The sequence below is a fragment of the uncultured Roseobacter sp. genome, from assembly GCF_947495275.1.
In the GTDB taxonomy this organism is placed as follows: Bacteria; Pseudomonadota; Alphaproteobacteria; order Rhodobacterales; family Rhodobacteraceae; genus Roseobacter.
On the sequence record NZ_CANLYL010000014.1, the window covers coordinates 80,372 to 105,613 of the forward strand.

The 25,242-nt window shown below is 55.0% G+C and carries 25 protein-coding genes and 2 tRNA genes; 17 read left to right on the plus strand and 10 right to left on the minus strand.

Going from position 1 to position 25,242, the window contains the following annotated elements; all coding sequences use genetic code 11:
* Positions 1-249: 249 nt before the first annotated feature.
* From Q0802_RS20605 to Q0802_RS20620, 4 genes are all read left to right on the plus strand, one after another.
* Positions 250-948, plus strand: a complete 699-nt coding sequence (locus tag Q0802_RS20605) for a THxN family PEP-CTERM protein (RefSeq protein ID WP_298921724.1) — start codon at positions 250-252, stop codon at positions 946-948.
* A 210-nt stretch (positions 949-1,158) separates the two neighbouring features.
* Positions 1,159-1,764 carry a 3-isopropylmalate dehydratase small subunit gene (gene leuD, locus Q0802_RS20610; RefSeq protein ID WP_298921725.1) on the plus strand — a complete coding sequence of 202 codons (606 nt, stop codon included), beginning with the start codon at positions 1,159-1,161 and terminating at the stop codon, positions 1,762-1,764.
* 313 nt (positions 1,765-2,077) lie between these two features.
* Positions 2,078-2,920 carry a hypothetical protein gene (locus Q0802_RS20615; protein WP_298921726.1) on the plus strand — a complete coding sequence of 281 codons (843 nt, stop codon included), beginning with the start codon at positions 2,078-2,080 and terminating at the stop codon, positions 2,918-2,920.
* A 47-nt stretch (positions 2,921-2,967) separates the two neighbouring features.
* Positions 2,968-3,969 carry an endonuclease/exonuclease/phosphatase family protein gene (locus Q0802_RS20620; protein WP_366523345.1) on the plus strand — a complete coding sequence of 334 codons (1,002 nt, stop codon included), beginning with the start codon at positions 2,968-2,970 and terminating at the stop codon, positions 3,967-3,969.
* On the opposite strand, the gene Q0802_RS20625 is transcribed toward Q0802_RS20620, so the two are convergent.
* Positions 3,966-4,622: a DUF2306 domain-containing protein gene (locus tag Q0802_RS20625; RefSeq protein ID WP_298921727.1), complete on the minus strand. Its 657-nt coding sequence runs from the start codon at positions 4,620-4,622 to the stop codon at positions 3,966-3,968. The genes Q0802_RS20620 and Q0802_RS20625 overlap by 4 nt on opposite strands.
* A 177-nt stretch (positions 4,623-4,799) precedes the next feature.
* Between Q0802_RS20625 and Q0802_RS20630 the strand changes: the two genes are divergently transcribed.
* The 5 genes from Q0802_RS20630 (at position 4,800) to Q0802_RS20650 (ending at position 8,580) form a co-directional block, all read left to right on the plus strand.
* A complete protein-coding gene (locus tag Q0802_RS20630) occupies positions 4,800-5,798 on the plus strand; it encodes an AraC family transcriptional regulator (RefSeq protein WP_298921728.1) in 999 nt (332 codons plus the stop codon).
* A gap of 92 nt (positions 5,799-5,890) precedes the next feature.
* The gene (gene leuB, locus Q0802_RS20635) at positions 5,891-6,997 is read left to right on the plus strand and encodes a 3-isopropylmalate dehydrogenase (protein ID WP_298921729.1); all 1,107 of its coding nucleotides are present in this window, start codon (positions 5,891-5,893) and stop codon (positions 6,995-6,997) included.
* Complete coding sequence (locus Q0802_RS20640; RefSeq protein ID WP_298921730.1) at positions 6,994-7,476, plus strand: GNAT family N-acetyltransferase; 483 nt, start codon at positions 6,994-6,996, stop codon at positions 7,474-7,476. The genes leuB and Q0802_RS20640 overlap by 4 nt, the downstream gene beginning before the upstream one ends.
* A 29-nt stretch (positions 7,477-7,505) precedes the next feature.
* Entirely contained in the window at positions 7,506-8,456 is a 951-nt protein-coding gene (locus Q0802_RS20645; RefSeq protein ID WP_298921731.1) for a DMT family transporter, read from the plus strand.
* A 47-nt stretch (positions 8,457-8,503) separates the two neighbouring features.
* A tRNA-Pro gene (locus tag Q0802_RS20650) sits at positions 8,504-8,580 on the plus strand.
* 185 nt (positions 8,581-8,765) lie between these two features.
* Here Q0802_RS20650 and Q0802_RS20655 read toward each other — a convergent pair.
* Entirely contained in the window at positions 8,766-9,080 is a 315-nt protein-coding gene (locus Q0802_RS20655) for a hypothetical protein (RefSeq protein ID WP_298921732.1), read from the minus strand.
* 251 nt (positions 9,081-9,331) lie between these two features.
* A complete protein-coding gene (locus tag Q0802_RS20660; RefSeq protein ID WP_298921733.1) occupies positions 9,332-10,426 on the minus strand; it encodes a tyrosine-type recombinase/integrase in 1,095 nt (364 codons plus the stop codon).
* Between the two features lie 367 nt (positions 10,427-10,793).
* Between Q0802_RS20660 and Q0802_RS20665 the strand changes: the two genes are divergently transcribed.
* From Q0802_RS20665 to Q0802_RS20675, 3 genes are all read left to right on the plus strand, one after another.
* Positions 10,794-11,216, plus strand: coding sequence for a helix-turn-helix transcriptional regulator (locus Q0802_RS20665; protein WP_298921734.1), 423 nt, complete (start codon positions 10,794-10,796; stop codon positions 11,214-11,216).
* Positions 11,217-11,623: 407 nt separating this feature from the next.
* Positions 11,624-12,082 (plus strand): hypothetical protein, encoded by a 459-nt coding sequence (locus Q0802_RS20670; RefSeq protein ID WP_298921735.1) that lies wholly within the window; start codon positions 11,624-11,626, stop codon positions 12,080-12,082.
* Entirely contained in the window at positions 12,075-13,100 is a 1,026-nt protein-coding gene (locus Q0802_RS20675; protein ID WP_298921736.1) for a serine/threonine-protein kinase, read from the plus strand. The genes Q0802_RS20670 and Q0802_RS20675 overlap by 8 nt, the downstream gene beginning before the upstream one ends.
* Before the next feature lie 220 nt (positions 13,101-13,320).
* On the opposite strand, the gene Q0802_RS20680 is transcribed toward Q0802_RS20675, so the two are convergent.
* Positions 13,321-14,844, minus strand: coding sequence for an anti-phage dCTP deaminase (locus Q0802_RS20680; RefSeq protein ID WP_298921737.1), 1,524 nt, complete (start codon positions 14,842-14,844; stop codon positions 13,321-13,323).
* Between the two features lie 459 nt (positions 14,845-15,303).
* On the opposite strand from Q0802_RS20680, the gene Q0802_RS20685 reads away from it, so the two are divergent.
* Both Q0802_RS20685 and Q0802_RS20690 read left to right on the plus strand, forming a co-directional pair.
* Complete coding sequence (locus tag Q0802_RS20685; protein WP_298921738.1) at positions 15,304-15,576, plus strand: type II toxin-antitoxin system RelE/ParE family toxin; 273 nt, start codon at positions 15,304-15,306, stop codon at positions 15,574-15,576.
* 12 nt (positions 15,577-15,588) lie between these two features.
* Positions 15,589-15,879, plus strand: a complete 291-nt coding sequence (locus Q0802_RS20690; RefSeq protein ID WP_298921739.1) for a HigA family addiction module antitoxin — start codon at positions 15,589-15,591, stop codon at positions 15,877-15,879.
* Positions 15,880-16,103: 224 nt separating this feature from the next.
* Here the strand turns inward: Q0802_RS20690 and Q0802_RS20695 are convergent, their stop codons facing one another.
* From Q0802_RS20695 to Q0802_RS20715, 5 genes are all read right to left on the minus strand, one after another.
* On the minus strand, positions 16,104-17,771 hold the full coding sequence (locus Q0802_RS20695) for a patatin-like phospholipase family protein (protein ID WP_298921740.1): 1,668 nt from the start codon (positions 17,769-17,771) through the stop codon (positions 16,104-16,106).
* A gap of 240 nt (positions 17,772-18,011) precedes the next feature.
* Positions 18,012-19,565 carry a relaxase/mobilization nuclease domain-containing protein gene (locus tag Q0802_RS20700; protein ID WP_298921741.1) on the minus strand — a complete coding sequence of 518 codons (1,554 nt, stop codon included), beginning with the start codon at positions 19,563-19,565 and terminating at the stop codon, positions 18,012-18,014.
* A complete protein-coding gene (gene mobC / locus Q0802_RS20705; protein ID WP_298921742.1) occupies positions 19,559-19,987 on the minus strand; it encodes a plasmid mobilization relaxosome protein MobC in 429 nt (142 codons plus the stop codon). The genes Q0802_RS20700 and mobC overlap by 7 nt, the downstream gene beginning before the upstream one ends.
* A gap of 41 nt (positions 19,988-20,028) precedes the next feature.
* A complete protein-coding gene (locus Q0802_RS20710) occupies positions 20,029-20,883 on the minus strand; it encodes a hypothetical protein (protein ID WP_298921743.1) in 855 nt (284 codons plus the stop codon).
* A 155-nt stretch (positions 20,884-21,038) separates the two neighbouring features.
* A tRNA-Arg gene (locus Q0802_RS20715) sits at positions 21,039-21,115 on the minus strand.
* Positions 21,116-21,238: 123 nt separating this feature from the next.
* On the opposite strand from Q0802_RS20715, the gene Q0802_RS20720 reads away from it, so the two are divergent.
* Together Q0802_RS20720 and Q0802_RS20725 are read left to right on the plus strand one after the other, a co-directional pair.
* Positions 21,239-22,282, plus strand: a complete 1,044-nt coding sequence (locus tag Q0802_RS20720) for a LacI family DNA-binding transcriptional regulator (protein ID WP_298921744.1) — start codon at positions 21,239-21,241, stop codon at positions 22,280-22,282.
* On the plus strand, positions 22,279-23,496 hold the full coding sequence (locus Q0802_RS20725) for a crosslink repair DNA glycosylase YcaQ family protein (RefSeq protein WP_298921745.1): 1,218 nt from the start codon (positions 22,279-22,281) through the stop codon (positions 23,494-23,496). Before Q0802_RS20720 ends, Q0802_RS20725 begins: the two co-directional genes overlap by 4 nt.
* Here Q0802_RS20725 and Q0802_RS20730 read toward each other — a convergent pair.
* Positions 23,490-24,005 carry a winged helix DNA-binding protein gene (locus Q0802_RS20730; RefSeq protein WP_298921746.1) on the minus strand — a complete coding sequence of 172 codons (516 nt, stop codon included), beginning with the start codon at positions 24,003-24,005 and terminating at the stop codon, positions 23,490-23,492. The genes Q0802_RS20725 and Q0802_RS20730 overlap by 7 nt on opposite strands.
* A 202-nt stretch (positions 24,006-24,207) precedes the next feature.
* Here Q0802_RS20730 and Q0802_RS20735 point away from each other — a divergent pair, with 202 nt between their 5' ends.
* Positions 24,208-25,188, plus strand: a complete 981-nt coding sequence (locus Q0802_RS20735; RefSeq protein ID WP_298921747.1) for a TRAP transporter substrate-binding protein — start codon at positions 24,208-24,210, stop codon at positions 25,186-25,188.
* Positions 25,189-25,242 lie beyond the last annotated feature (54 nt).

The following is a 25,242-nucleotide window of genomic DNA, read 5'->3' on the forward strand; positions in this document are numbered from 1 at the left end:
TTCGCCTTTAAATTGAATGCCGGATTGACCTTGCAGCCTATCAATGTGAATCCGAACTCAAATTCACTTTTCTCGGATTTAAAATTGCAAAATTGTGAATAATTGGTTAATAACATTCTCGTGTGCTTGTTAACGGGCACATAACGCGTTGGAGAGTTATTTCAGTGCGTGTAGTTTTTAAAGTGCTATTATAACTCTTCTATTTTCAAGTCGCGCTTTTGGCGCATACCTTTCTAGGGGGTACAATTTATGAAAAAACTAACAATAACGACAGCAACGGCAATCACGCTCGCGATGTCAGCAGTTGGTGCAACAGCTGCAACTCTCGATATCACCGGAATCGACTCATCTTGGAACGACGTGGTTCCTGGTGGTGTTACCGTGAATAACGGTGATCCGACATCATCCATGCGTTGGGGCACCGGAGCTAGCCAGAGTGGGTATGATTTCACCGACGCACCGACACCTATCCTGGGTCTTGCTGCGGACACGCAGTTCGTCGTTGGTAACTTCAACCACCTGAACTTTCCGATCACAGGAACGACCCTTGATACGGCCAACCTGAACGTCGACATTCAAATCGGCGGCGGCGGTCCACTCATCAGCAGCGTATTTTCCTTTTCGCATGATGAAACGACCAACTCTGCACCTTGTGGCCCAGGCAGCGTCTCTATCTGTGACGACATCGTAAGTGTGTCTTCAGCTGCAGGCGCGGAAGCGTTCAGCCTCGGCGGCGTGGACTATGTGTTCCAGGTTCTGGGTTTCTCGACAGATGGTGGGTCCACAATCGTGACCGACTTCCTGACACAGGAGAACTCGAACAACCCAGCGCAGCTCTATGCTACGTTCACAGCTGTTTCACAAGTACCGCTGCCAGCGGGCATGTTGCTGATGGGCACAGCTCTTGCGGGCTTCGGCGTTATGCGCCGCCGCAAGAAAGCAGCCTAAGGTTTTGCACTTCTAAAACTCTGTTCGGCGGCGCTTTGGTGCCGCCGAATTTTTTTTCAGCGACATGTTCTGATCCGGCGGCAGGCGTTGCAACTTCCCCCCAAATAATGCATCAGACGGCCATCGACACTGCGGATGTACACCGGTTGGTGTACGGGCGGTGTACAGGGTGTGCACGCAAGTCGCCCGCCGAAAACGGAGGTTTGACCAATGGATAAATTCACGACGCTCACCGGGATCGCGGCACCGATGCCCATGATCAATATCGACACCGATATGATCATCCCCAAGCAGTTCCTGAAAACGATCAAACGGTCAGGGCTTGGCGTGAACCTCTTTGACGAGATGCGTTATGATGACGACGGCAAGGAGATCCCCGATTTCATCCTCAACAAAGACGCCTACCGGGACGCGGAAATCCTCGTGGCTGGCGACAACTTCGGTTGCGGTTCAAGCCGGGAACATGCGCCTTGGGCTATCAAGGACTTTGGCATCCGATGTGTGGTTGCGCCGTCATTCGCGGATATCTTCTTCAACAACTGCTTCAAGAACGGCATTCTGCCGATCGCCCTGCCTCAGGAACAGGTGGACATTCTGATGAAGGATGCCGAGAAGGGATCCAATGCGCGCATGAGTGTTGACCTGGATGCCCAGACGATCACGACATCGGACGGAGAGGTTTTCAGTTTCGATGTGGACCCGTTCAAAAAGCACTGCCTTATGAATGGCTTGGACGACATCGGCCTGACGATGGAGAAAGCAGCAGCGATCGATACCTACGAGAGATCGGCGTCCCAGGCCCGTCCTTGGGTCTGATACTTCGAAACCGCAGGTTGCCGTTTCAGCGACAATGACAAACAAATAACTTCTTTGTAGTGGGCGCCTCAGCAGCGCCCACTATATGTTGTGTGGTGCCAGTTTTTTGCCACAGTATTGATGCAAGATGGCACCACCTGTTCCCTCAAAACGCCCAATGCATTCGCTTTTGTTAACCACGACACTTGCGAGACTATGACGAATGATGTCACGAATGGGGCAGGATTGAGGCACAGCCGCGCCCCCGTGGCATCAAGTTGGAACAAGGCAGCGGCACTGTATCGCTCCTGGCCAGTTTGAAGGGAAGAAACGAATGATCGTACGAATGTCAGGCGCGGTTATGCGCGGACTGCTGGTCGCATTGCTGATCGCAATGCCGGCATTGCTATTACCGGATGTTGCCTCCGACCAATCCCAGATTGTGGTGCTCATAGCGCTTCTGGCCGCTTTTCTTACCTTCGTTGAATACAATTCCAATGCGCCAAGCATTGTTGAATTCCGAGACGCCGCGCCATTCAACAGAATGCGTTTCGTGGCTCTGTTCGTCACGGTTTTCCTTCTCACGGCAATCGCGCAAGGCAAGGCGGAACCGACAACGCTCAGTCAGGGCATCATGGCCGTCGGTACAATCATCGGGAACGCCATTGATTTTCCCTATTCGCCAGTACGGCTGATCGTGTTGATGCTCCCCTATGACGCCTCCACGGAGGTTATCGGACGGGTCCGTTCGGCCGCCGGCATATCCTATCTGATTTCCCTCATTGCAATGATAGCATTTGTTGCCTCGGTTCGGATTTGGGGATGGCCGGTGCGAAAGGGCGCCTTCAACGTATGGGTAAATCTTCCACGGTTTGACCCGACAACGGGTGGCGATGTGCTGGAGCGATTGCAACGTGACGCGCGGTTCAACATCGCCTTCGGATTTCTGCTTCCCTTTGTCATTCCCGCAGTGGTCAAGGCCACGTCCGATCTGGTAGACCCGATTTCACTACAGGATCCGCAAACGCTTATCTGGACGATGACCGCATGGGCTTTCCTTCCCGCCAGCATGATCATGCGTGGCATTGCATTGAGCCGGATCGCCAGCATGATCCAGGAAAAGCGCCGACGCGCCTATCAAAGTGCTGCCGAAGATATCGAATTTCAGACGGCCTGATCGCGGCAACACTTGCGCTGCTTGGCACGTCAGCCTTTGCTGAAAATCTGCGGGTCGCGACGTACAACACTGAGCTTCAGCGAAAAGGCCCCGGCCTGCTGCTGCGGGACATCGTGAGAGGCGAAGACGCGCAGATCAACGCAACACTTGAAGTGATCGCGAAAGCAAACGCCGACATTCTGGTTCTGCAAGGATTTGACTATGATCTGACGGGTGCAGCCTTAGGGGCTTATGTCGAAGCTCTTTCGGCGCGCGGTATCGACTACCCTCATCGGTTCGCAGAGCGCCCCAACACCGGCATGCCCACTGGCCTGGACATGGACGGCAATGGCAGGCTCGGCGAGCCGCGTGATGCGCAGGGTTACGGGCAATTCTCCGGCCAGGGTGGTATTGCGATCCTCTCTCGCCATCCGATCGTGATCGAAGAGGTTCAAGATTTCTCGGCACTTTTGTGGCGCGACATGCCCGGCGCTCTGCTGCCCGAAACCGAAGACGGACCCTTTCCTTCGGAGGCGGCACAGGCCATCCAGAGGCTTCCCACAACCGCGCATTGGGTTGTCCCCATTGATTTGCCTGAAGCGGGTCGTCTTTCGCTGATGACATTCCACGCCAGCCCGCCGGTATTCGACGGACCGGAGGATCGAAACGGCAGACGCAATCACGATGAGATCGTTTTTTGGCAGCAATATCTTGATGGTATTTTTGGCCCCGCCCCTGAGGAACAGTTCATTCTATTGGGCGATTTCAACCAGGATCGTCGTGACGGAGAGGGCCGCAAAGAGGCCATTCGCGGAATTTTGAACGACGCCCGGTTGCAGGACCCCCGGCCCCAAAGCGACGGAAGCGCCCTCGTATCGGGCGACCCTTTTGACACGGTAGACTGGGATGACCCCATTCCCGGCAATCTACGGGTCGACTATGTTCTACCCTCTCGGGATTGGCGCGTGCTTGATGCGGGCGTGCTTTGGCCTGATCCGAATTCACCCTTTGGTCAAACAGTCGCCCTTGCCAGCCGCCATCGATTGGTCTGGGTTGATCTGACCCGCTAAGGGCGATGGCCACGGCGTCGCAACCAGATTTCCAGGGCCATAAGATAAGGAAGATAAAAAGCGACATTCTGAACCAGATCAAAAGGACCATCGAATGCCGCTGTGGAGGCGGCGCCTCCCGTCAAAGCATACCAGACACCGTAGTGAACACGGTAAAGCCAGGATCCCAGGCTAAGCACAAACAATCGAAGGGCCCAATGCCGATGAGCCCCGTATCGCCCGGCACGCGCATGGCGCAACGCCTGCACGGCGCATAAGGCAAGCAATAGGCCGTAAACGCCAAAACCCACATCCATCGCTACTCCGCCAATGGTGCCTCTGATCACAATGAAGGCGAGGCCGCCGACAGAAGTCAGCAGCGCCGCGAAACACAATACCCGCCCCAACCACCGATGCATCAATGGCCAGCGTTTTCGCGAGAACAATTGCAACGGAATGAACGCGGCCAACAGCGCGCCCAAAACCATATGGCCAAAGATCGCGAGATTGCTCATGCGGTGATCTGCGCTAAAAAACCGGTTATCCGCCTGATCGCTTCCGGCCATACCCTCTGCGCCCGCAAGCAAGGCATATTGAATGAAAGGCAGCATCAGGAGGATCAACACCACACCTCCGAAACTCTCTACAGCGATACGTTTTCGGTCACCTGGCATGATTTTCTAGCTCCGAAAGCCCAGATCACAGCCGTCATTGCGACTCCGGCACTTCACCAATTGGCTTGCATTTCGCGCCATTTGGGTAACGAATTGCGCCAATCCCCTTTGTCAGCGTGGCATATTCATGGAGCGCTTACCATATAGCTTGCCGATGCCCTCTTCAGAAATAGCCCAATGAGCCGTAAACCTCTCTTTCCAGCTGCGCAGCAAACCCGATTGATGTGTCGGTTGCTGGACGTTTCGGAGGAAAACATCCTGCGCCGGGTCGGCCTGCGACGCGACTACCTTGAAGGTGAAGATACGGGCGTCGACGGGCGCATTTTCCTCGCACTTTGGGAAGCCTTAGCAGCAGAAACAAATCGCGATGACATGCCGCTGCACCTAGCGCAGATTGCCGCCAGCAGACCCTGCAATTCACCGATGATCGCATTCACAAGCAGCCCGGTGCTGCGTGAAGGACTGGAACGACTGGCCCTCTTCAAACCGCTCGTGGCACCGATCAAACTTGTGCTGAAGGATGTGGCAGAAGGGTTTTCGATCAGTTTCGAGCCGTCAGATTCAAGCCTGTTCATGCCTGAAAGCTTCCGGCTTTTTGAACTGATCTATTTTATTGAGATTGCCCGTGTCTACACGTCCGAGAATATCATACCCGTTTCGGTCAAGGGCCCTGACGCCGGTCGCCTGCATGACCGGCTCGTGGACTATTTCGGAAGAGCCCCCGAAGTATCTCAGAACACCGAGTTGGTGCTGCGTCCGCCAGATGCGGGACTACCCCTGATTTCTGCCAGCGACGCACTTTGGGAAGACTTTGAACCCACCTTGCAAAGGCTGCTGGCCCGCACCATCACGCCCGCCACAACGACCGAACGGGTCGAAGGCGTACTGCGGGATCTGCTGCCGACCGGGCGCGCCTCGGCTGATGATGTTTGTTCACGTCTGAACATGAGCCGGCGCAGCCTTCAACGACGCCTGCATGAAGAGGGCAAAAGCTACCGCCGCGTTCTGGACAAGACACGCGCCGATCTGGCGAGAGCCTATCTCGCGCAAGGCGAGATGAGCGTGGAAGAAATCTCCTATTTGCTGGCCTACCGCGATCCGAACTCATTCTACCGCGCCTTTCAGAATTGGACCGGGATGACCCCTAAGCAAGCAAGGGTAAGCCAGGTGAACTAGCAACTGTGGCTGCATTCTCCGATCCGGCTTCTTGACCCTGCCCGGGCTGCGCGGTAGGCCGCTCGCGACACTTAGTTGCAGGAGACATGACCATGGCCAATCCCACCCTTCTTATCCTCGCAGGCGACGGCATCGGCCCGGAAGTCATGGGACAGGTCAAGCGGGTCATTGGCTGGTTTGGTGACAAACGCGGGTTGGCATTTGACGTCAGCGAAGATTTGGTCGGCGGTGCGGCCTATGACGCCCATGGCACGCCCCTGCACGATGACACCATGGCCAAAGCGCTGGCCGCGGATGCCGTTCTGCTCGGCGCTGTGGGCGGGCCGAAATACGACGATCTTGATTTCAGCGTGAAACCCGAACGCGGTCTGTTGCGTCTGCGCAAGGAAATGGACCTCTTTTCAAACCTGCGCCCTGCCCAATGCTTTGACGCACTTGCAGATTTCTCTTCGCTCAAGAAGGATATCGTTGCAGGCCTCGACATCATGATCGTGCGCGAACTGACTTCGGGCGTCTATTTTGGCGAGCCGCGCGGCATCTTCGAAGAAGGCAATGAACGGGTTGGCATTAACACCCAGCGCTATACAGAAGGCGAGATTGACCGCGTCGCACGCTCCGCCTTTGAACTGGCCCGCCGCAGGAACAAAAAGGTTTGTTCGATGGAAAAAGCCAATGTCATGGAAAGCGGAATTCTGTGGCGTGAAGTGGTGCAGAAGGTACGCGACGCGGACTACCCGGATATCGACCTTTCGCACATGTATGCGGACAATGGGGCCATGCAGCTCGTACGCGCGCCCAAGCAATTCGACGTGATCCTGACGGACAATCTTTTTGGTGACATCCTGTCGGACTGCGCGGCCATGCTGACCGGTTCGCTGGGTATGCTGCCATCGGCGAGCCTTGGTGCCCCGACGGACGCCGGACGCCCGCGCGCGCTTTACGAACCCGTGCACGGCTCTGCACCCGATATTGCGGGACAAGGCAAGGCCAACCCGATCGCCTGCTTTCTGAGTTTTGCCATGGCGTTGCGTTATTCCTTCGATCAGGGCGATGAAGCCGCACGTCTTGAAGCCGCCATTGAACAGGTTCTGGCAGATGGCGCGCGCACCGCAGATTTGATGGGTGAGGAAGGCGGCACACCGATCAGCACAACGGATATGGGCGACGCCATTTTGAATGCGCTTGACGCCAGCTTGTGAGCGTCTCCGTCCGGTCGTTTGAGGCGCGGGATGCCGAGGCATTCCTGACCCTTTACCGGGCGTGTCTGGAGCACTATGCCATCTCGCCCGCAACCTTGAGCCAGGAAGCGCGTGTCATCTCGTTACTGATCGCTCAAAGACACATGGCCTGCCACCTGGCCTTTGATGGCGAAACCGCCGTGGGGTTTGCCACCTGGGGGTTCAGTTTCCCGGCTGGCGCGGGCATATCACTGGTGATGAAGGAGCTTTTTGTTACCCCCGATGCGCAATCAAAAGGCGTTGGCAGAGCGTTGTTGTCCGCGCTGATTGACGTGGCGCGCAGTGAAGGCTGTACCCGGCTTGATTGGGCAACAGATGGCACAAACGACCGTGCCCAGAGTTTTTACGCTGCTCTTTCAGCACCAAAGATGACAAAACAGAACTACCGCGTAGTGCAAAGCGAATTCGACGCATTTCAGGCTCGGATCGCACGCAATTAACGGACCAAAAAATTCCAAGCGAGGTTGACATGACCCCCAATACAAAAGGCGCGTTGTTCGCTCTCTTGGCCTTTGGCATTTTTGCAAGCCATGACGTCATCATCAAAGTTCTGGGCGGTTCATATTCGCCCGTTCAAATCGTGTTTTTCAGCGTCCTGTTCAGCTTTCCGCTTGCCATGCTTTACCTGCTGCGCGACGCGACACCAGGGACCTTGATCCCCAAGCATCCGTGGTGGATGGCAGGTCGAACAATCGCCGCCGTCATCACCGGCTTCTGCGCATTTTACGCGTTTTCGGTGCTACCCTTGGCACAGGTTTATGCGATCTTGTTTGCCTCGCCATTGCTCATCACGATCCTCGCCATTCCGATCCTGGGTGAAAAAGTAAAGCTGCGACGCTGGATCGCCGTGGCCGTTGGTCTCACCGGGGTTCTGGTCGTTCTCAGACCCGGTAGTGCTGATCTGGAACTTGGCCATTTGGCGGCTTTGATTTCCGCGATCTGTGGGTCAATCGCATCTATCATCGTGCGCAAAATCGGACGTGAAGAACGCGCGGTTGTGATCATGTTATACCCGATGATGGCAAATTTCGTGGTCATGGCATCGCTTCTGCCACTGGTTTATCAACCGCTCCCGCTTGTCGACCTGGGCAAGTTGGGCGTCATCGCGCTCCTGGCCTGGACGGCCGGGCGTTTCCTGATCGCAGCCTACAACACAGGTGAAGCCGTAATTGTGGCACCAATGCAATATTCCCAGATCATCTGGGCCAGCTTTTACGGCGTTTTGTTTTTTGGCGAGGTGCCGGATACTGCTACGATCGTTGGCTCCGCGATCATCATCGCCAGCGGCCTGTTCATCGTGTTGCGTGAAAGCAAGGCTCCGGGTTCCGAACAGCCCGTTCTACGAACCCGATCACGTCCAGAAACCGGGACCACGCCGCGGGTTTCACCGTTTTTACGCCGCGACAAACGCCCTAAATAGGCCGCCTTGCCAAATTCTTGCGAGAGCGCTAAGCCCAATGAACCGGTCGGGCTGTGGCGCAGCCTGGTAGCGCACCTGCTTCGGGAGCAGGGGGTCGGAGGTTCGAATCCTCTCAGCCCGACCAGATTTCCAGATATGAAGCGAAACGTGCTTCTCCCTTTCGCGACAAACCCTTTCTGACTCGTCCCGGGTCGACGAGCCGCCGGGTTCGTAAACTGCTCACGTTCTCTGTTTCCAGTTGCCAGGATTGTTTCATTTGCAGCGACTGGCCGAGGTGCTTGCACTTGGTCGTTTGACAACCCATGGCTGTCAATGCCGATACTTGTACCGGAAAGAACGCGCGTGACCGAATTTACTCCGACGATGGTGCCGGTTGAAACGTTTTACGTGCTTCCGGTGAAACTTGCGCGATCGGTGAGCGCGATGTTTGGCCTTCGGTTTCTCCACGTGCTTAGGCGTGTAGCCCTGAATGTAGCCCTTGCTGCTTAACTGTTTCACGACAATGCCGCCGTGAGCATATTTTCCAATCGAATAATGATCTCCAGCTTTCGCCTGCAATGCACCGATACTGAACATCGTGACTGTTATGGCCGCGAGGGCGACTTTCTTGGTGAAACTGTTCATGACAAAGTCCTTTCCTAACAACGCTGCAGGTATGTTGGCCCTGCACTTCCGACATAAGCAGAGTATCCGAAACGAAAAGGATGGCAGCTTTCAACAAAGCTCACGCGTCCGCGACAACATCGGAGGGGGAATTCGGCGTTTGAGTTTGTAGGTCGCCAATTTGCCAATGCTGTTATTGCTTCGCAAACGATGGCGACCCCGGCAGGATTCGAACCTGCAACCTGCCCCTTAGGAGGGAACTGTTCATAGCGCTATTCCTTCTTTGATTTCTGTTGTTTGGTTGTTTGTACAGGGTCTTCCTGTACATGGTTTGTACGAAAACGGGCCCTGACATCGGCCTCATCCGTCTCGGCATGGGCATAGATGCGCATCGGCAAATTGGGGTCGGACCAGCGCCCGGCCTTGGCGGCGGTGACAGGATCAACTCCCTGACGGACGACTAATTCAGTGAAGAAGCCATGGCGTCCTGCGGGGTGTGCCGAGAGGTATGGGATGCCAGCGCTCTTACAGATCGTTTTCCAGCGCGTATTGTAACCGGTCGAGCTGCCATAACCGAACACGCGCGGTTTCATGAACCTGCCGGTCTTGCGGTTCTTGGGACGCTTTGGCGGCAATGCCAGCAGCTCGCCCATCATCTGAGGCGATACCGTGATCCAGCTTTCCGGATGACCTTTCTGCGCCTTCACCCTGACCGTGTTCTCGGCGGGGCGCAGATCGTCAGGCTCAATCGAGACAGCCTGATCGATCCGCGCCGCCGTCTCGAACATGAAGCGCACCAGCGCAGCGTTGTAAGGATCAGCGGCGCGGCAGAAGGCTTCAATCCACTCTTTATCGGCAGGCTTGCGTTCTACGCGGCTGATCTTCCCACGCCGCTTATCCTGAGCGATCCGCTCAAACTTGTCATAGGGCTTCACACGGATCAGAGGGGTACCTTCCAGCTCGTGCGCGTTGTTGATCACCGCACTTGCAGGCGTCACGATCTCGCGCCACCACGTATCGGTGGAGGCTTTCGGTTTCAGTTTCGGCCCCAGACCTTTCAAAAGCGCGCCAGAGATCGCACCCAGAGGCATGTCACCAATCTCTTCAACAATCGGGATCAACTGCTTCGCCGTCTTGGGGGAGGCGTTGTAGAGCATAATCGCGTCCGAGAACGTCTTACTCGGTTCATCGCCAACAACATGGCGACGTATCTGAAGCTCGGTCTCGCGGTTTATCCAGTCCCGTGCGCCCGCTTCTGTAGATGCCTTAGTGCTTCGCCGGTATGGGCCTGCAATTGGCCTGCCGTTGTATTCGACCCAGCCCTTAGCCCAGTAGAAGCGACCCCGCTTGTAGATTTGGAGCGGCATGCCTGGCCTCCTTCAAAAATCGTATCTATCTGCGCGGGCGTGATCAGCATCGTGCGCCCTAGGCGGTAAAAAGCGCCTGTCTCGTTTGCCCTCTCGCGCAAAGTACGTTCTGAAATGTCGATGCCCATATCTGCCATCAGCTCGACCCATTCGGATGGCTTTTTTCCAAGGCCGAGGATTTGCGAGCTGTCGGATTTGTCGGTCTCTGCCATATTAGTCATCCTTTTCCGCTTGAGTTGAATCGTGCGTACGCATGGAATCGCTTGTTTGGTACCTTCTGACGTGCTCAGATGGATTCAAACGAAAATATGCGTCATTTTGTGCGATGTTGATACAAAATTGCGCTTTCGTCAATTGGGAAGTCGTCATGGTGCAAGAAGATGCTGATATGTTCGTGGAAGTAGGTGCGCGCCTGGCCATCTCACGCAGCGAAATAGGCGTTTCGCAGGCTGCGATGGCAGAAGCGATCGGTGTCTCACATCGGGCTTATCACAGTTATGAGAAGGGTAAGCGCGGCATCCCAATCGAAGCGCTGATCAAGATGCACGGTCGATACGAAGTCGACGTTGCCTGGTTGCTGCTAGGCACACAGTCGATCCGCGTCGGTCACGATTTTGAGGCTTTGAAGAGGATCGAGACGTCACTTGATCAGTACCTGGAGGGTGCCGGTATCAAGATCAAAAGTGAAAAACGCGGGGCAATCGTCGCGCGCTGGTACCAGTCACAAGTTGAGGGGCGGGAAGTAACGGATGATGACGTTCACACATGGATCGAACTCGTAAGGGAGTAGGCAAATGCAAAAACCAAGCGACCAATGGAAGAAACTTCGCCGCGCAGCACTGGAACGCGCGCGCCGCAATATGATCGAACCTTTGGAGGTCGTTCACCTCGCTCTTCTGGGAGTCAGCGCGTTGTACTTGGCCGGATTTCTGCGCCTAAATCTGTTCGCTCAAACTGACGAATTTTCGTTGGCTTCCGGAGCCTTCGTTCTTCTAGCAGCCGCTGCCGGTCTACTTGTGCCTGTTCTAATTGGATCAGTGTTGACCCTGCGTTTTGCAGATCGCAGGTTGGCTCGCCTGATTGGCGGGTGAAGTTAGAGACCAGTGTTCACTGTATTACAGTACGAACACGGTTAGGTTGCCAATTGGAGCAGTAGCGCATATGTTCACTTTATGTTCTGCGCAAGGGTGAATTAAAATGATGACAATCGGCATCCGGGCCCGACCCTCCAGCGTAGTCTACGCTGTAGTTGATACGGCTGACGGAAACATCGTGAACCTTGATGAGATAGTTGTGCCATTGGCATTTGATACACCCGATGCGCTCAAGTATGTCCGGAGTAACTTTCTGGACATAATCCGTGAATATGATGTCCAGCAGGCTGGCATCCGAGCCACTGAACCAAATTCACAACGTATGAACATCCAGAGGCTTCAGATTGAAGGAGTGATTATCGAGGCCTTCGCGAGTAGCCCGCTCAAAGGCTACTATGTTGGTCATATCTCATCAATTGCATCGCGTTTGGGCCGAACTCGAACAGACCTGAAGCCGATGATTGATGGCGACATCGCCTTCGATGTCGATGACTGGGAAAATATGTCCAAAGAAGAAAGAGAAGCCGTTCTGTGTGCACTTGGAGCTGAACAAAATGCTTAAGCCACACAAAAAAGCCGAGGTTGAGTGGCACGAAATCCGCAAGATTGGCCAAGAGGGTAAGAATTCAACCACGTATGTTGTTGAAGATGTCCAGCTAGGCGCTGAAATCGTTATGAAGAGAATCGCAAAGGCAAAACTGGATTCTGCCGCTGAATATTTCGATGAAGCTAAGGCGTTGTATGCGACTGCGCATCAAAACGTCGTTCCAGTTCTCTACTCCTGCGAAGATGACGAATACGTCTACATCGCGCTACCATTCTATGAAGGCGGTTCGTTGGGATCGCTGATGGCATCTCGCAATCTTACGGTGCGAGAGATTGTTAGAATATCGTGCCAACTTTTGTCTGGTCTACACAATATCCACTCGAAAGGCTTGATCCACTTCGACATCAAACCTGACAACATTCTACTGTCAGAACGCGGCGAGGCTTTGATCTCGGATTTTGGTCTTGCTAAACAGATGTACGCCGGAGAGGCTTGGCAGGACCAGTTCTATATGCCTATAGCCCCGCCAGAAAGAGTGATTGGACCACCTTTCAACTTGCAGCACGACATTTATCAGTTTGGCCTAACGCTTTACAGGATGTGCTGTGGTGAAGCTTCTGTCAGAGAGCAGTTCGATGCGTTTGGAGGCGACCGAAAGGCTTTTGTAGGAGCACTTGAAAAGGGGACCTATCCAAGCCGATCACTGTTCCCAGAACATATACCCAACCGGCTGAAAAGTGTTGTCATTCAGTGCTTAAAGCCAGATCCAAACGACAGATTTCTTTCTGCCTTGGCAGTCGCAAACGAACTTGCGAAGGTCGATAGCTGCTTTGACTGGGTGTATGAGGCCGTTGGAGACGAAAAGCATTGGAAACGGCACGAGAATGGAACGGTGAAGAGTTTTACAGTAAGAGGGGATGGTTCAACTGAATTTTTAACGAAAAAGAATGGGAAATCGCGCCGCAAAACTGCTCACTGTAAAGCGACAATGACCCTAACAAAAATTCGCGGCGTTCTAAAGAGCGAGGGGTAGTCGATGAAGCGGATCAAGAACAACCCATGCTCATACAAGCGACGTGAGATTAAAGCGTCGGCTTGGAGCGCCCTGGATGCGCGGCGCGATCCAAACTCACGCAATGATTTGTTGAGCGTAAAGATGACACGCGAAGTAAACGTCACTGTCCGCAAGAAACCAAGCAAGTAGGTTGCTTCTACTTTAGAATAGACCGCGACTTGATCTTCTAGGCGTAGGCTTACTCTGCGGAACTTCTTGCATCTGAGCCATAGAGATTTTCGAGCACTGCATAGATGACACGAGCCGGGGCCCCAACCTCAATACTACCCAGCCTTGGTGCTCGTTCACCGTTATACCAATCGACAACTTCACCTTCTGTCGTTTGTCTGGAGCCCTTTTCGAAGATATCGCGGTAACGTCGTGGCGATATTCCAAAAAAGTGTTCGATGCTGACCTTTTCACTTTCGGCTGCGTCAGGGCCTACGATGTCTTGGAACAGACTTTCAGTTTTGCTTTTAGGATAGGGTTCAACAAAGACGATCCGCTCGATGCCAGCCGCAATCAGGTGTTTCGCACAGTTGTGACATGGATAAGTTGTCACAAAAATGGATGCACCTTTAAGCGAACGGCCCAGGCGCGCTGCATCAGACAGAGCATTCATCTCGGCGTGAACCATTCTACCATATTCAGTCACACCAAATACTAAGGAGCCCTTTATCGCTTTTCGGTGGCCATCATTCTGCAAGATACTATCGACATTATGGCCATCAACAATAAGCCCTTGCTTTTCCAAAACACCCAGAAAATCAAAGATTATCCTATTGATTTCATTCTTATTTGCCTCGCCACCAAGATCAATGTCACGCTTCTTGTTCGTATCTTCGTCCCAGTAGTTTCCCCCTCCGTATTTTGGGACTTCGTTGCAACCGACAGCGATCAAATCGCCCTCAGGCGTCATGATTGCGGCTCCGACTTGTCTTGAAAGATCGACCGATCTCAACGACGCAGCTTTAGCCATGTAGCTACCAAATTCATCACGGGTTGGTGCGACATTGTTGCGCCCAAAGAAGGCTTTCAAAAAACGCTGGCTGGACCTTTCGAGGGAATCCTCGGACGCGCCATCAAAAAATACGTCACCTAGATGAAAAATCTTAGAGATTCGCTGCCCACGCTTGTCGCTTCGTTCGTTTTGATCAGTTGCAATCAGCTTGTCTGCATGGGTTTCGCAGCGGGCGTTGTCCCAACCATGCTGCTCACTACGCAGCCGAGCTACCAAAGACTGTTTGCGTTGCTCTAGCGAAGTAACGACAGAAACTTGAACAAAGCGTTTTCCAAAAACCTTGATGAGCAGTTCGACTTCTTCCGGTCGCTTTAGTTGGTCAATGATGAATGCATGTTCGTCGAGGGGGATGAGCGCTTGCTCGTCTATTTTCTCCTCATCCGTTTCTCCTTGGTTTCTTGCAAAACCCTTTCGAAAATCAACGATCTGTCTGATAGCCTCAGCCGCAAGGACACCGTTGTTATTGAACGCTTCTCGAAGCTTGTTTCCTTTGAGGATCTTTTCCTCAAGTACTGACTCGGAGCCCCCCTCGACTACGCTTCCCTTCGCTTGCAAGAGCCTGTCCATCTCTGCGCTGAGCGACACAGTCACTGGAGTGTAGTCCAATTTCTTGATCGTCGAAGACAGAATTTCGCGCGCTTGATGAATTGGACATCCGATTGGACCAACCAACCCAAAAACAAGTTCAACGCGGTTACTCATTCAGCACTCCTTCGACAACCGGAGCACGAGTGTCGGTCGATCCTTAACCAACGTCAAGGCAAGCATTGATCCATCACTGAAAGTGATTCACAATAGAATCACAACAGGGAGCAGAAGTGATGGATCAAGAAAAGCAGCAACAACCTCAACATGAACCAAATGAGGATGCCCTGCCCCGTGATCTGGACAAAGAACGAGCAGAGTTCGAGCGAATGGTTGAGCGTCAGTCAGAAGCTTCTAGAGAGTATACACGAGGTAAGCTTCTCTCTGCTTAGGACATGATAGTCAGCTAAGGCATTCGCATTTAAGAAAAATTGCCTTGCACGGTTGGCCCTCAACCTTGCAGGAAAGCATGCTGCGAAACATTGTCTTAGGTGTGGCGTCACTTTGCTAGACGTTCATTTATTGAAGTATGTACCATACATTGACACATGTATCATTAATTGATACATATCTGGGATGATCCAAAGTACCAGGGGCAAACTCGCTGTCAACGGCAAGTATGGCAAAGGCTTCCCGGGTGACTTGGTTAAGCGCACGCGGGCGATGCTTTCGGCGCTGGATGCCGCAGTTGTTGTCGAGGATTTGCGTTTCCCGCCTGGCAACCATCTGGAAGAACTGAAAGGGGATCGGGCCGGTCAACACTCCGTGCGGATCAATGGACAATGGCGCATCTGCTTTGTCTGGACGCCAACCGGCCCCACCGATGTCGAGATTGTGGACTACCATTGAAAGGATACGCTGATGAGCTTGCTTGAAGACCCGATGCACCCCGGTGAAGTCCTGAAGGAGCTTTACCTCGACCCCCTGGAGATGGGGGCCATAGCGTTTGCGCGGCGTCTTGGCGTGCCTCGGACGCGGATCGAGCGGTTGATCAAGGGCACGACCGGGATCACGCCTGACACAGCTCTGCGACTTGCTCGTGTGTTCAATACGACCCCGGCCTACTGGGTAAACTTGCAGACGAACTATGACATAGCACATGTAGCGAAAAAGATCGACGTTTCAGCTATTCAGCCACTAGTTGTCGCTTAGGCATGCCATTGGTTTGATGCGACAGTTTTCCAGGGAATCCGCACCACATGATGAGGAGGTTTGGGTCGGGGCTGACAGTATACTGCAGTGGATGCGCATCCACACTCGGACTTGCAGAGTGCACCAATCAGAGTTGAAGTCGACGCTTCCGCCCAGATAACCAATTCAGACGATTTTTGAGCCGCCATGTACCATTTTAGTCCTTTCCGAGTACCAGTTGGACATCATTCTAGCGTATGCCTTTTAGTATGGTAAAGGGCTCTGATCAACTGACCCTTTGCGAGGTTTTCGCTTTTCCAAACAAGTGCTTTATAACCTGTCGGACACCGGTCGCTGTTCCTAGCGTTTTGCGGCTCCAAGTAACCAGGGACTAACTTCATATCTTCAGCATCAGAGCAATGTACACCGAGTGAAGAAAGCAGTTCAGAGGTCCCGTTGGTAACAGATACGCTGCTATCGTCGGGAACAAATAGTCGGATTTCGGCAGCCTCTGCTGAAGAACTCTTATTTACTCCGAGCGACAAGTAGTCCGCGCCGCTGTCAAGCAACGGTCCCATTAACCTTTTGCCGGTTTGTTGGCTGCGCAGCGTGAAAACTGCTCCACTTGCATCAGGAATTATCGGATTTTCAAGAAGAATGAGTACCCAGTAGTGCACATGCGCCTCATCTGGAATCAGAAATTTGCTCGCTGGAATTTCGACTCCGTGCGCGTCAAAAACTGAGACTTTGTAGTTATCAGGTGCAGATCCTTCATTCAAACTGATGCGCGCAACCACCGAGTACACAGGGTCATCAACCACCCGGAACTCATCTACAAAAACAACTTCGTCTAGGTCAGTACCCGACTTAGACATACTTCTTGCTGTGACCTCAAACACTGTAGATACGAGATCACATCTGTTCTTTTGATGAAGTGCGTCAGCGAAACGCGACAGCTCTTCAACTACACCCGCTGCGTGGTCAATTGAACTAGCAGAGGTGTCTACCGGAGTGTCTTCTTCGGTCATTGCCGCAGCGAAATCCTCGAACCAACGCCTAGTTTGCTCCTCTACTAACTTGAGAACGGTATCACTGCTTACAGCTTTTACGTATGCGTCCACACTGAAAGTCGAAAACTCAACCCCATCATACTGCGTTTCAATTTCAAGGAACCTGTTTTTCCCTAAAATTTCTTTCGAACGTTTGACGCGGTCATTTATAACGGTTTCTAGCAAGCGCTTAGCCAGCTGCGTGGCATTGGTCGTTTGCGCCGAGTATTTTTCAGGCTGGAACGAGACGCCGACTATTCGACCGTATTCAGACATGATCGCATCTTCCGGGGCCAGTAGCTCGACAGGCAAATTATTCAGGATGCCTCCGTCAATTTTTTGCCCTCCATTGCGGAAGAGAAATGGCAGTGCAGCAGAGTCGACAATCGATTGGACAATTGGTTGACCATCCTCCGCAACGAGTGTCCTGTGCTCAACAATGTCAGTGCAATTGATCAAGCAAGGTATTTCCAGCTCACCCATATTCTTAGCTGTTATTCCAGCGACCTTGAGCGAGCTCTCTACAATTCTAGCAAAAGCTGATTCATCCCCGAGTGTTTGATTTGCGCCTGCTACTTTTCCGAAGTTGAACAGCTTTTCGAGTAGGCCCGGATTGCTGACGTCAGGAAACGCCTTTAGGATATCGCCGCTTTGTCCCAGAGCTTTATGATGCTGAATCAAAGCATCAATGTTTGCGCGACCAGCCAAGAGGACTGCGGCTATGGCTCCCGCGGAAGCACCCGAAACCCGAGTCACTCGAATGAGTGACCTTTTCTCTAGATCGTTGATTGCCTTTATTGCCCCCAAAAACAGGGCAAGCCTCGCTCCTCCACCCTGAAAGGCTAATTGTACTGGTATCGCCAAACTTAGGTCTCTTTCCACACTTGTAAAAATCAGTCTTGTTCACAGCCGGTTGCCAAGGGCTTGAGAGGTCCCAGCATCAGTCGTTTTGTTGACACCATGATGGTTTATCCTCCGCAAGTTAACTCCAGAAAAGCTAACTTCGCTACATGTTTTTGATTGGCGCTCGGTTCGTATATCTGAGCAGGCATTGAGATAGTGCCGCAGATGTCGAAACAACCCTACATTCCGGAAGCCAATAACCTAGTGCCGCAACCCCCGTTCCGCATCGGCCTCCTGGCTGTCTAGCTGTCCCTCAATCTCTCTGCGGCGGCTTTCGCTAAGATCAAGCTCTGCTGCAAGCTCTCGTCCAGCGTCTTGTAGCTCGCCTCGTCGTTCAGCAATCCGCTCAAGGCCTTCATGGATGCGGCTTGTGAACGAATGAGCAAGGTCACGCAGTCTTTCAAGCCAGCCAGTTCCTTCTCGATCCTGCCGGTCGAGCGTGTTTCCAAGGCGGTCAAATCCTTCGCGGAGGCTTCTGAGGCCTTCACCAACCGCTCGACGCAGGCGAGCAAGTCGCGTTCCAAGGCTGTCAGTTGGGTCATCTAGTCCTCCTCGATCCGTATGCAGGTGACGTGTCGGTCGCCCACCGTGCAGGTCCTGAGCCGCGTCTTCGACGGGTCCAGGATCAGCCACGTCCCCTCGGGTCGCTCGATCCGTGTCAGGCCCATCTCCGTCAGCTCCGAGCGCGTCAGATGCACCGTCCAGAAAAAGCTCGCGGCCATCATCGAGGCGACCCCCGTCAACACCATCGCCGCGATCAGCCAAGGCGAGATCGTCAGCCAGAGGCGGATCGATCTCAGCCGCGTCTCGAACAAGCTCGCGGTCTCGGTCTGAAAGCGGCGTGTATCGCTCGCGATGGTATGCTGCGCGGCGCCCACAATGTTCTTCAAATCGATCCTGAAGCTCTTGAGCTGGGACGAGATCGAGGCGACGTGTTCCTGCCTGATCTCGTCGAGCTCTGCGTTCAGTTTCTCGCTCAGCCGGGTCGGCTTGCCAGTCTTCATGGAAAATCTCTCCTTTCAACCGCCAGCGTTCGTCGGTTTGGGGGTCGCGGGCGGTGATGTAGGCCTTGCCGGTACGCGGCAGGTCGAAGCCTGCGTCGGTGAGGGCTTCGATCATGGTGGCGCGGTCGGTGATGAGGCTCATGTCGATCTGATCCTGTATCCAGACGTGCAGCTCGTCGCGGCCTTGCCCGCGAGTTGGGGCCTCGATGGTGTCGCGGACCTCTTGCGCGCGGTCCACGCCCATCGGATCGGCCCAGCCGTGGCGCTGGTTCATTACATCCCGCAGGCTGTCATAAGCGTCCTGGTAGCCCGGTGGCGCGATGTTCAGGCTCTTGCCCGTCGTCAGCTCAAGGCGCGGCGTGCAGAAATGAAGCTCGACCCGGCCTTCGTGGCGATGGCGGACCCAGAGCACCTCATATTGCTCGGGGTCCAGCCCCGCGAAGGCCAGCCGCTCGAACTGGTCCATGACCTCGGCCTGCTGATCCTCGGTCGGGTCGTCGTTGTCCGCAAAGCTGACCACGCCCGCCCGGTAGGTCCATTGGTGGCGGCTGGCGTCGATCAGGGCCTCGATGCGCTCAGGGTTGCCACGCAAGACCTCGGGCAGCGGGTCACGGGTGACGGTCACGGGCTGGTCATCGGCATCTCGGATCAGGTCGCGGTTGCCGTCATAGGCCAGCACGCGCTCGGCCACAAGGTAGCCGACCGGCCCCGCGCCCGCGCCTTTGCCGTTGGGAAAGAACTTGATCAGCATCGCCGCGCCTCATCGAGGAGCGCGGCGAGCTGGCGTTCGATCACCACAAGGCGGCGCGCGACGGTCAGCGTGTCGAGGTCGGTGCGCTCGACCTTCATGGCGTGGTTCAGCCAACGCGCGATCTGGTTGAGGTTGCCGCCGATGCGCCCGACGGCCAGCACGAGCGCTGGATCGACGCGCGGCACGGGCTTGCGACGACGGGCCTTCGTAAGACCGAGCGCCTCGCGGAGAAGGGTCGAAGCGGGCAGGCCCGCGGCCTCGGCCTTGGCGCGCAGCTGGGCCTTCTCGGACGCGGTGCAGCGAAAGACGAAGGTCTCGGTCAGCGGCTCTTTGGCGGGGGCTTTGCCCGCGCCGGTGGGGTTCGAAGGGGAGGCTTGCCACCCCTCGCAAGTTCCCGTGTCATCGGCGCAGCCGTATGACATGGGTCGCCTTGCTGTTTGCGCTTCGGTGGGATTAGTCACGCTCATGATCTGAGGCCCGCCGCCTGGATTTGGGCTTTTGTGACGAGTTCAGCGGCCAGCATTGCATCGATCTGGCCGGGCGTTATGTGGCGGCAAAGAGGGTGCTTGTCTGTCACCCAGTTCGCCAAGCCCGCCAGCATCTCGGCTTCTTTCGCCTTTGTCTCTTCTCGGCCTTTGGCGATGTGCTCGACATAGCCGCGCCACCTCCCAGACTTGAACCAGTTGTCAGAGAAACAGACCTTCGACCGGGTGAAGCCCGCGCTCTCCGTCGCGTAAGTCTTCACAGCCTGCAACAGGTCTTCAGCCTCTATCCCGGTGTCCAGGATGTCCCTAATCCGCCCGAGACACTCAGCCTTCCCGCGCAAACGGTCGGGCGGATAGCAGGCCAATATCTTCTCAGCCTCTTCATCCTCCGCCACAACGCGCTCGCGCGTAGGAGGTTTATGGATGGTTTTAGGATGGTTTGGGGGCCGTGGTGGCCCCGGTACCCCGGCCACTGTGGCCCCCGTTCCGGGTCCAGTCTGGACGGGGTCCACTGTGGCCCCCGTCTCCATATCGGGCTCGGCGGTCAGTTCCAGAGCCTCAATCCGCGCCAGATCGATCCGGTAAACGACCGTGAAACCATTCTTGCATCCCCGCGCGCCGGTCTCGACCAGGATGCCTTCCTTCAGGAAATCCCGGATCGTCCGCTTGACGGTGGTCTCCCCAAGCTCCGTGTGCCGCTGGATGGTTCCTTTCGAACACCAAATGCCAGACCCATCATCCGACGCCTTGTCCGCCAGGAACATGATGATCTGCTTGCGCGTCGCACTTCCGAACTTCCGCTCGGCACACACATTCGCCACACGCCAGCTCATTGGATGGCCCCAAAAGCCGCACAGACGTGCGAAGTTTGTACAGGTTTTGTACGAGATTTCGCTCGTTTTCGGAGAATTCGGCGGAAAACGAAACGGGCGTTTCTGCAGGCTCGGACAGAACCCCTTGCAAATAAGCCATATTTTTCAGGCGGTTTTGGCGACCCCGGCAGGATTCGAACCTGCAACCTGCCCCTTAGGAGGGGGCTGCTCTATCCAGTTGAGCCACGGGGTCACGTTGGATCGGTTTAGAACAACTTTCTCAGCTTGTCATCGCATTAAAGACCGCACCACGACACATGCTTGATAGGGAGGGCTCACCTGCGTTACGAAGGTGTAACAAAACAGGAAATCCATTGTGACAAGACCCAAGCAGCGACCCTTGACCCTCCGCGATGTATCTGAAGCCTGCGGGGTCTCTGAGATGACCGTCAGCAGGGTTTTGCGCAATCGGGGAGATGTGTCCGCAGCAACGCGAGAACGGGTGCTGGAGGCAGCCAAAACGCTTGGATATGTGCCCAATCAAATCGCAGGATCTTTGGCATCTCAGCGGGTCAATCTGGTTGCTGTGATTATCCCCTCGCTGTCCAACATGGTTTTCCCCGAAGTCCTCACAGGCATCAACCAGGCATTTGAGGACACACCGCTGCAGCCGGTTGTCGGTGTCACGGATTACCTGCCGGAAAAAGAAGAGCGCGTCCTCTATGAAATGCTGTCCTGGCGACCCTCTGGTGTCATCATTGCTGGGTTGGAACACTCCGAACCGACACGGGCCATGCTGGAAAACGCAGGCATCCCAGTCGTTGAGATTATGGATACGGACGGCAACCCTGTCGACGCGATGGTGGGGATTTCACACCGGCGTGCAGGGAGAGAAATGGCGGCAGCGATCCTGAAGGCCGGATATACGCGTATTGGTTTCATGGGCACGAAGATGCCGCTTGATCATCGGGCGCGCAAACGTTTTGAAGGTCTCACGGAAGGTCTCGCAAAAGCCGGGATCGAGATCGAAGCGCGTGACTTTTATTCCGGAGGTTCAGCGCTTGCCAAGGGTCGTGAGATGACCCAAACCATGCTGGAACGTGCACCCGATCTGGATTTTCTTTATTATTCCAACGATATGATCGGCGCGGGCGGATTGCTCTACCTGCTCGATCAGGGAATAGATGTGCCCGGTCAGATAGGGCTTGCAGGGTTCAATGGTGTCGAACTGCTGCAAGGCCTGCCCCGCCAACTTGCCACCATGGATGCTTGTCGCGCGGAAATTGGTGCGGCAGCTGCAAAGATCATACTGGATCGCAACGCTTTGCCCGAAGATGCAGAACCCGGTGCGCCCGAGCGGATTACTCTGACGCCCAAGATCGCCTACGGGGAAACGCTACGCCGCTACCAACGCGGATGACCCCTTTCACGCTTACCAACGCGCAGGCCCGGCGGGTGTTTCTGGATCGGCATGCCTTGAGTGAGCCACCGCAAGGTGCTGCGAAGGGCGCGGACTTGCTGGAATTGATCACGCGACTTGGATTTGTTCAGCTTGACAGCATCAACACCGTCGCCCGCGCGCATGATCTGATCCTTTTCTCACGCCGTCCCCGGTATCGGCCCAAAGCTCTGAAAAACCTCTACGAACGGGATCGGGCGCTATTTGAACACTGGACCCATGATGCCGCCGTCATTCCGATGGGTTTTTATCAATGGTGGCAATTGCGTCGACAGAGGGATGCAGAAAAGCTGCGCAAACATTGGAGTGATGGTCGCAGAGAGGGGTTTGAGGCGCAGTTTCAGACTGTTCTGAACCAAATCCGTGACGAGGGGCCGCTGTGTTCATCCGATGTGGGCCAGGGGGAGAAACGCGGATCAGGCGGGTGGTGGGACTGGCACCCATCGAAAACCGCGTTGGAGTACCTATGGCGCAGCGGCGCGCTGTGTGTGGTCGGGCGGGACGGATTTCGCAAACGCTATGATCTGACGGAACGGGTGATCGACAACGCTCTTTGTCAGCCGTTGCAAAGTGACGACCAGATTGCAGCAACCATTGACTGGTGTTGTTCCGAGGCCCTCGCGCGGCTCGGATTTGCGACCCCGACTGAAATTGCGAATTTCTGGGATCATATCTCGATTGCGGAGGCGAAATCCTGGTGCGCGGCTGAAAAGGCGCAAGGTCGGTTGCAAGCGATCTGCCTGACTTGCGCAGACGGGGCGCAACGGATGAGTTTTGCCCGACCTGACATCGCCCAAGATCCCGCACTGGACATCCCGCCCACGACCAGATTGCGGATATTGAGCCCGTTCGATCCTGCGCTGCGCGACAGGGATCGCGCAGAGCGCTTGTTCGGGTTCACCTACCGGATCGAAGTTTTTGTGCCGGAAGCCAAACGCCGCTACGGCTACTATGTGTTTCCGATCATGGAGGGCGACCGACTTGTCGGGCGCGTGGATATGAAAGCCTTTCGCGATCAGGATACGTTGCGCGTGCGCGCACTTTGGCCGGAACGCAAGACACGTTGGGGAAAAGGGCGGCAAGCAGCCTTTGAGACCGAGCTATCGCGTATCATCCGACTGGCCGGCGTCAGTCATATTGCCTTTGAGGATGGTTGGCTGCGGGATCCTCAATAGGTGGTCGCAGCACGGGCAGCCTGATCGTATTGGCCCGACATCAGCCGCAGCAAAGACGCCGCCCGGCTCACCTGCTCAGGTTCGAGCCCAAGCTCCCCCACCGCGCGCAACAACAGACCTTCGCGAATCTCGCGATAGCGTTCGCAGGTCTCAGCACCCTTGTCGGTGGCAACAACCGTCTTTTCCTTGCCCTGGCGTCCGTCTTTTACCAGACCGGCCTTGATCAGTTTCTTGATCGCGTAGTTGACGGTGTGCGTGTCTTCAACGTTGAGCACCAGACAGATATCCGCCAGTTTCTTGGGCCGTTCCCGATGATAGACGGAATGCAACACAAGCACGTCAAGCGCGCCAAGCTCAGGATACCCGGCCATGGCAATGGCGCGCACCATCCAGCGCTGGAAAGCGTTATTCGCCAGGGTCAGACCAAATTCCAACTCTGAAATCTCCGCAAACGAGCCGCTTGCGAGGTGAGCAGAGGAAACAACAGGGCCAAGAAATCCATCAGACATGAGATCAGAGTGCCTGATAATGATAATTTGTCAACATTTTGTTGACGTGTTGTAAAAGATCGGCAGTATTGACCTTGGGGAATCATTCTGACGAATATTCGCGACGGGCTGTTGCGCCCGAGACCGCTTCTCAAAGCAGCGCAGATTAAAAACGGGCACAAGACCCGAAGACGACACCAAGAACCAACCAACGGAGAGATTAATGAAACGCACACAGAAATTCATGGCTGGCGTTGCCACGCTGGCACTGACGGCAGGGTCAGGCTTCGCCGCCGAAAAATGGGATATGCCGATGGCCTATTCCGCCTCCAACTTCCATTCTGAGAACGGCGTGGCCTTTGCCGAATGTGTGGGTGCAGGCACCAATGGTGAGATCACCATCGAAGTGCACGCGGGCGGCTCGCTTTTCGCGGGCGCGGACATCAAACGCGCGATCCAAACAGGGCAGGTTCAGATTGGCGAGCGTCTGCTGTCCGGTCACCAGAACGAAAGCGCCGTCTTCGGATTCGACAGCATCCCGTTCCTGGCACCTTCTTTTGACGACAGCGAGAAACTCTATAAAGCCGCCAAGCCGAAGATCGAAGCCCTCCTGGACGAGCAGAACCTTGAGCTGCTCTACGCTGTTCCGTGGCCACCTCAGGGCCTCTACTTCAAAAAGGAAGTGAACAGCGTGGCCGATATGGCAGGCGTCAAGTTCCGGTCGTACAATAACACAACCAGCCGCTTGGCCGAACTGACCGGCATGTTGCCGGTGACGGTTGAAGCGGCCGAGATCAGCCAGGCCTTTGCCACTGGTGTGGCGGAATCCATGGTGTCTTCGGGGGCAACGGGCTATGACCGCAAGGTCTGGGAAAGCCTCACGCATTTCTACGAGGTCGATGCCTGGTTGCCGCGCAACTACGTGATGGTGAACCAGGACGTATGGGCAGATGTGTCGGACGCCAATAAATCCGCCATTCGCGCCTGTGCGGACGAAGCCGCCGCTCGGGGGCTGGAAGCCTCCAAAGCCTATACACAATTCACCATGGACGGCTTGGCCGCAGGCGGCATGACCGTGCAGCCAGCCGGTGACGCCCTGATGGGCGAACTGCGTGAAATCGGCGCGACCATGACCGCCGAATGGCTAGAGGCTGCCGGTGACGAAGGTGCAGCTCTCGTCGACGCATTCAAGGCGGCGCAGTAAATGCGCTAGGGCGGCCCTGATCTCGGGGCCGCTCTTTTTCTTTCTCTCAATTGG

Bases quoted from the DNA above. Each gene is read 5' to 3' on its own strand.
- Q0802_RS20605 (WP_298921724.1), top strand. From the start codon at position 250: ATGAAAAAACTAACAATAACGACAGCAACGGCAATCACGCTCGCGATG.
- leuD (WP_298921725.1), top strand. From the start codon at position 1,159: ATGGATAAATTCACGACGCTCACCGGGATCGCGGCACCGATGCCCATG.
- Q0802_RS20615 (WP_298921726.1), top strand. From the start codon at position 2,078: ATGATCGTACGAATGTCAGGCGCGGTTATGCGCGGACTGCTGGTCGCA.
- Q0802_RS20625 (WP_298921727.1), bottom strand. From the start codon at position 4,622: ATGCCAGGTGACCGAAAACGTATCGCTGTAGAGAGTTTCGGAGGTGTG.
- Q0802_RS20630 (WP_298921728.1), top strand. From the start codon at position 4,800: ATGAGCCGTAAACCTCTCTTTCCAGCTGCGCAGCAAACCCGATTGATG.
- leuB (WP_298921729.1), top strand. From the start codon at position 5,891: ATGGCCAATCCCACCCTTCTTATCCTCGCAGGCGACGGCATCGGCCCG.
- Q0802_RS20645 (WP_298921731.1), top strand. From the start codon at position 7,506: ATGACCCCCAATACAAAAGGCGCGTTGTTCGCTCTCTTGGCCTTTGGC.
- Q0802_RS20655 (WP_298921732.1), bottom strand. From the start codon at position 9,080: ATGAACAGTTTCACCAAGAAAGTCGCCCTCGCGGCCATAACAGTCACG.
- Q0802_RS20660 (WP_298921733.1), bottom strand. From the start codon at position 10,426: ATGCCGCTCCAAATCTACAAGCGGGGTCGCTTCTACTGGGCTAAGGGC.
- Q0802_RS20665 (WP_298921734.1), top strand. From the start codon at position 10,794: ATGGTGCAAGAAGATGCTGATATGTTCGTGGAAGTAGGTGCGCGCCTG.
- Q0802_RS20670 (WP_298921735.1), top strand. From the start codon at position 11,624: ATGATGACAATCGGCATCCGGGCCCGACCCTCCAGCGTAGTCTACGCT.
- Q0802_RS20675 (WP_298921736.1), top strand. From the start codon at position 12,075: ATGCTTAAGCCACACAAAAAAGCCGAGGTTGAGTGGCACGAAATCCGC.
- Q0802_RS20680 (WP_298921737.1), bottom strand. From the start codon at position 14,844: ATGAGTAACCGCGTTGAACTTGTTTTTGGGTTGGTTGGTCCAATCGGA.
- Q0802_RS20685 (WP_298921738.1), top strand. From the start codon at position 15,304: ATGATCCAAAGTACCAGGGGCAAACTCGCTGTCAACGGCAAGTATGGC.
- Q0802_RS20690 (WP_298921739.1), top strand. From the start codon at position 15,589: ATGAGCTTGCTTGAAGACCCGATGCACCCCGGTGAAGTCCTGAAGGAG.
- Q0802_RS20700 (WP_298921741.1), bottom strand. From the start codon at position 19,565: ATGCTGATCAAGTTCTTTCCCAACGGCAAAGGCGCGGGCGCGGGGCCG.
- mobC (WP_298921742.1), bottom strand. From the start codon at position 19,987: ATGTCATACGGCTGCGCCGATGACACGGGAACTTGCGAGGGGTGGCAA.
- Q0802_RS20710 (WP_298921743.1), bottom strand. From the start codon at position 20,883: ATGAGCTGGCGTGTGGCGAATGTGTGTGCCGAGCGGAAGTTCGGAAGT.
- Q0802_RS20725 (WP_298921745.1), top strand. From the start codon at position 22,279: ATGACCCCTTTCACGCTTACCAACGCGCAGGCCCGGCGGGTGTTTCTG.
- Q0802_RS20730 (WP_298921746.1), bottom strand. From the start codon at position 24,005: ATGTCTGATGGATTTCTTGGCCCTGTTGTTTCCTCTGCTCACCTCGCA.
- Q0802_RS20735 (WP_298921747.1), top strand. From the start codon at position 24,208: ATGAAACGCACACAGAAATTCATGGCTGGCGTTGCCACGCTGGCACTG.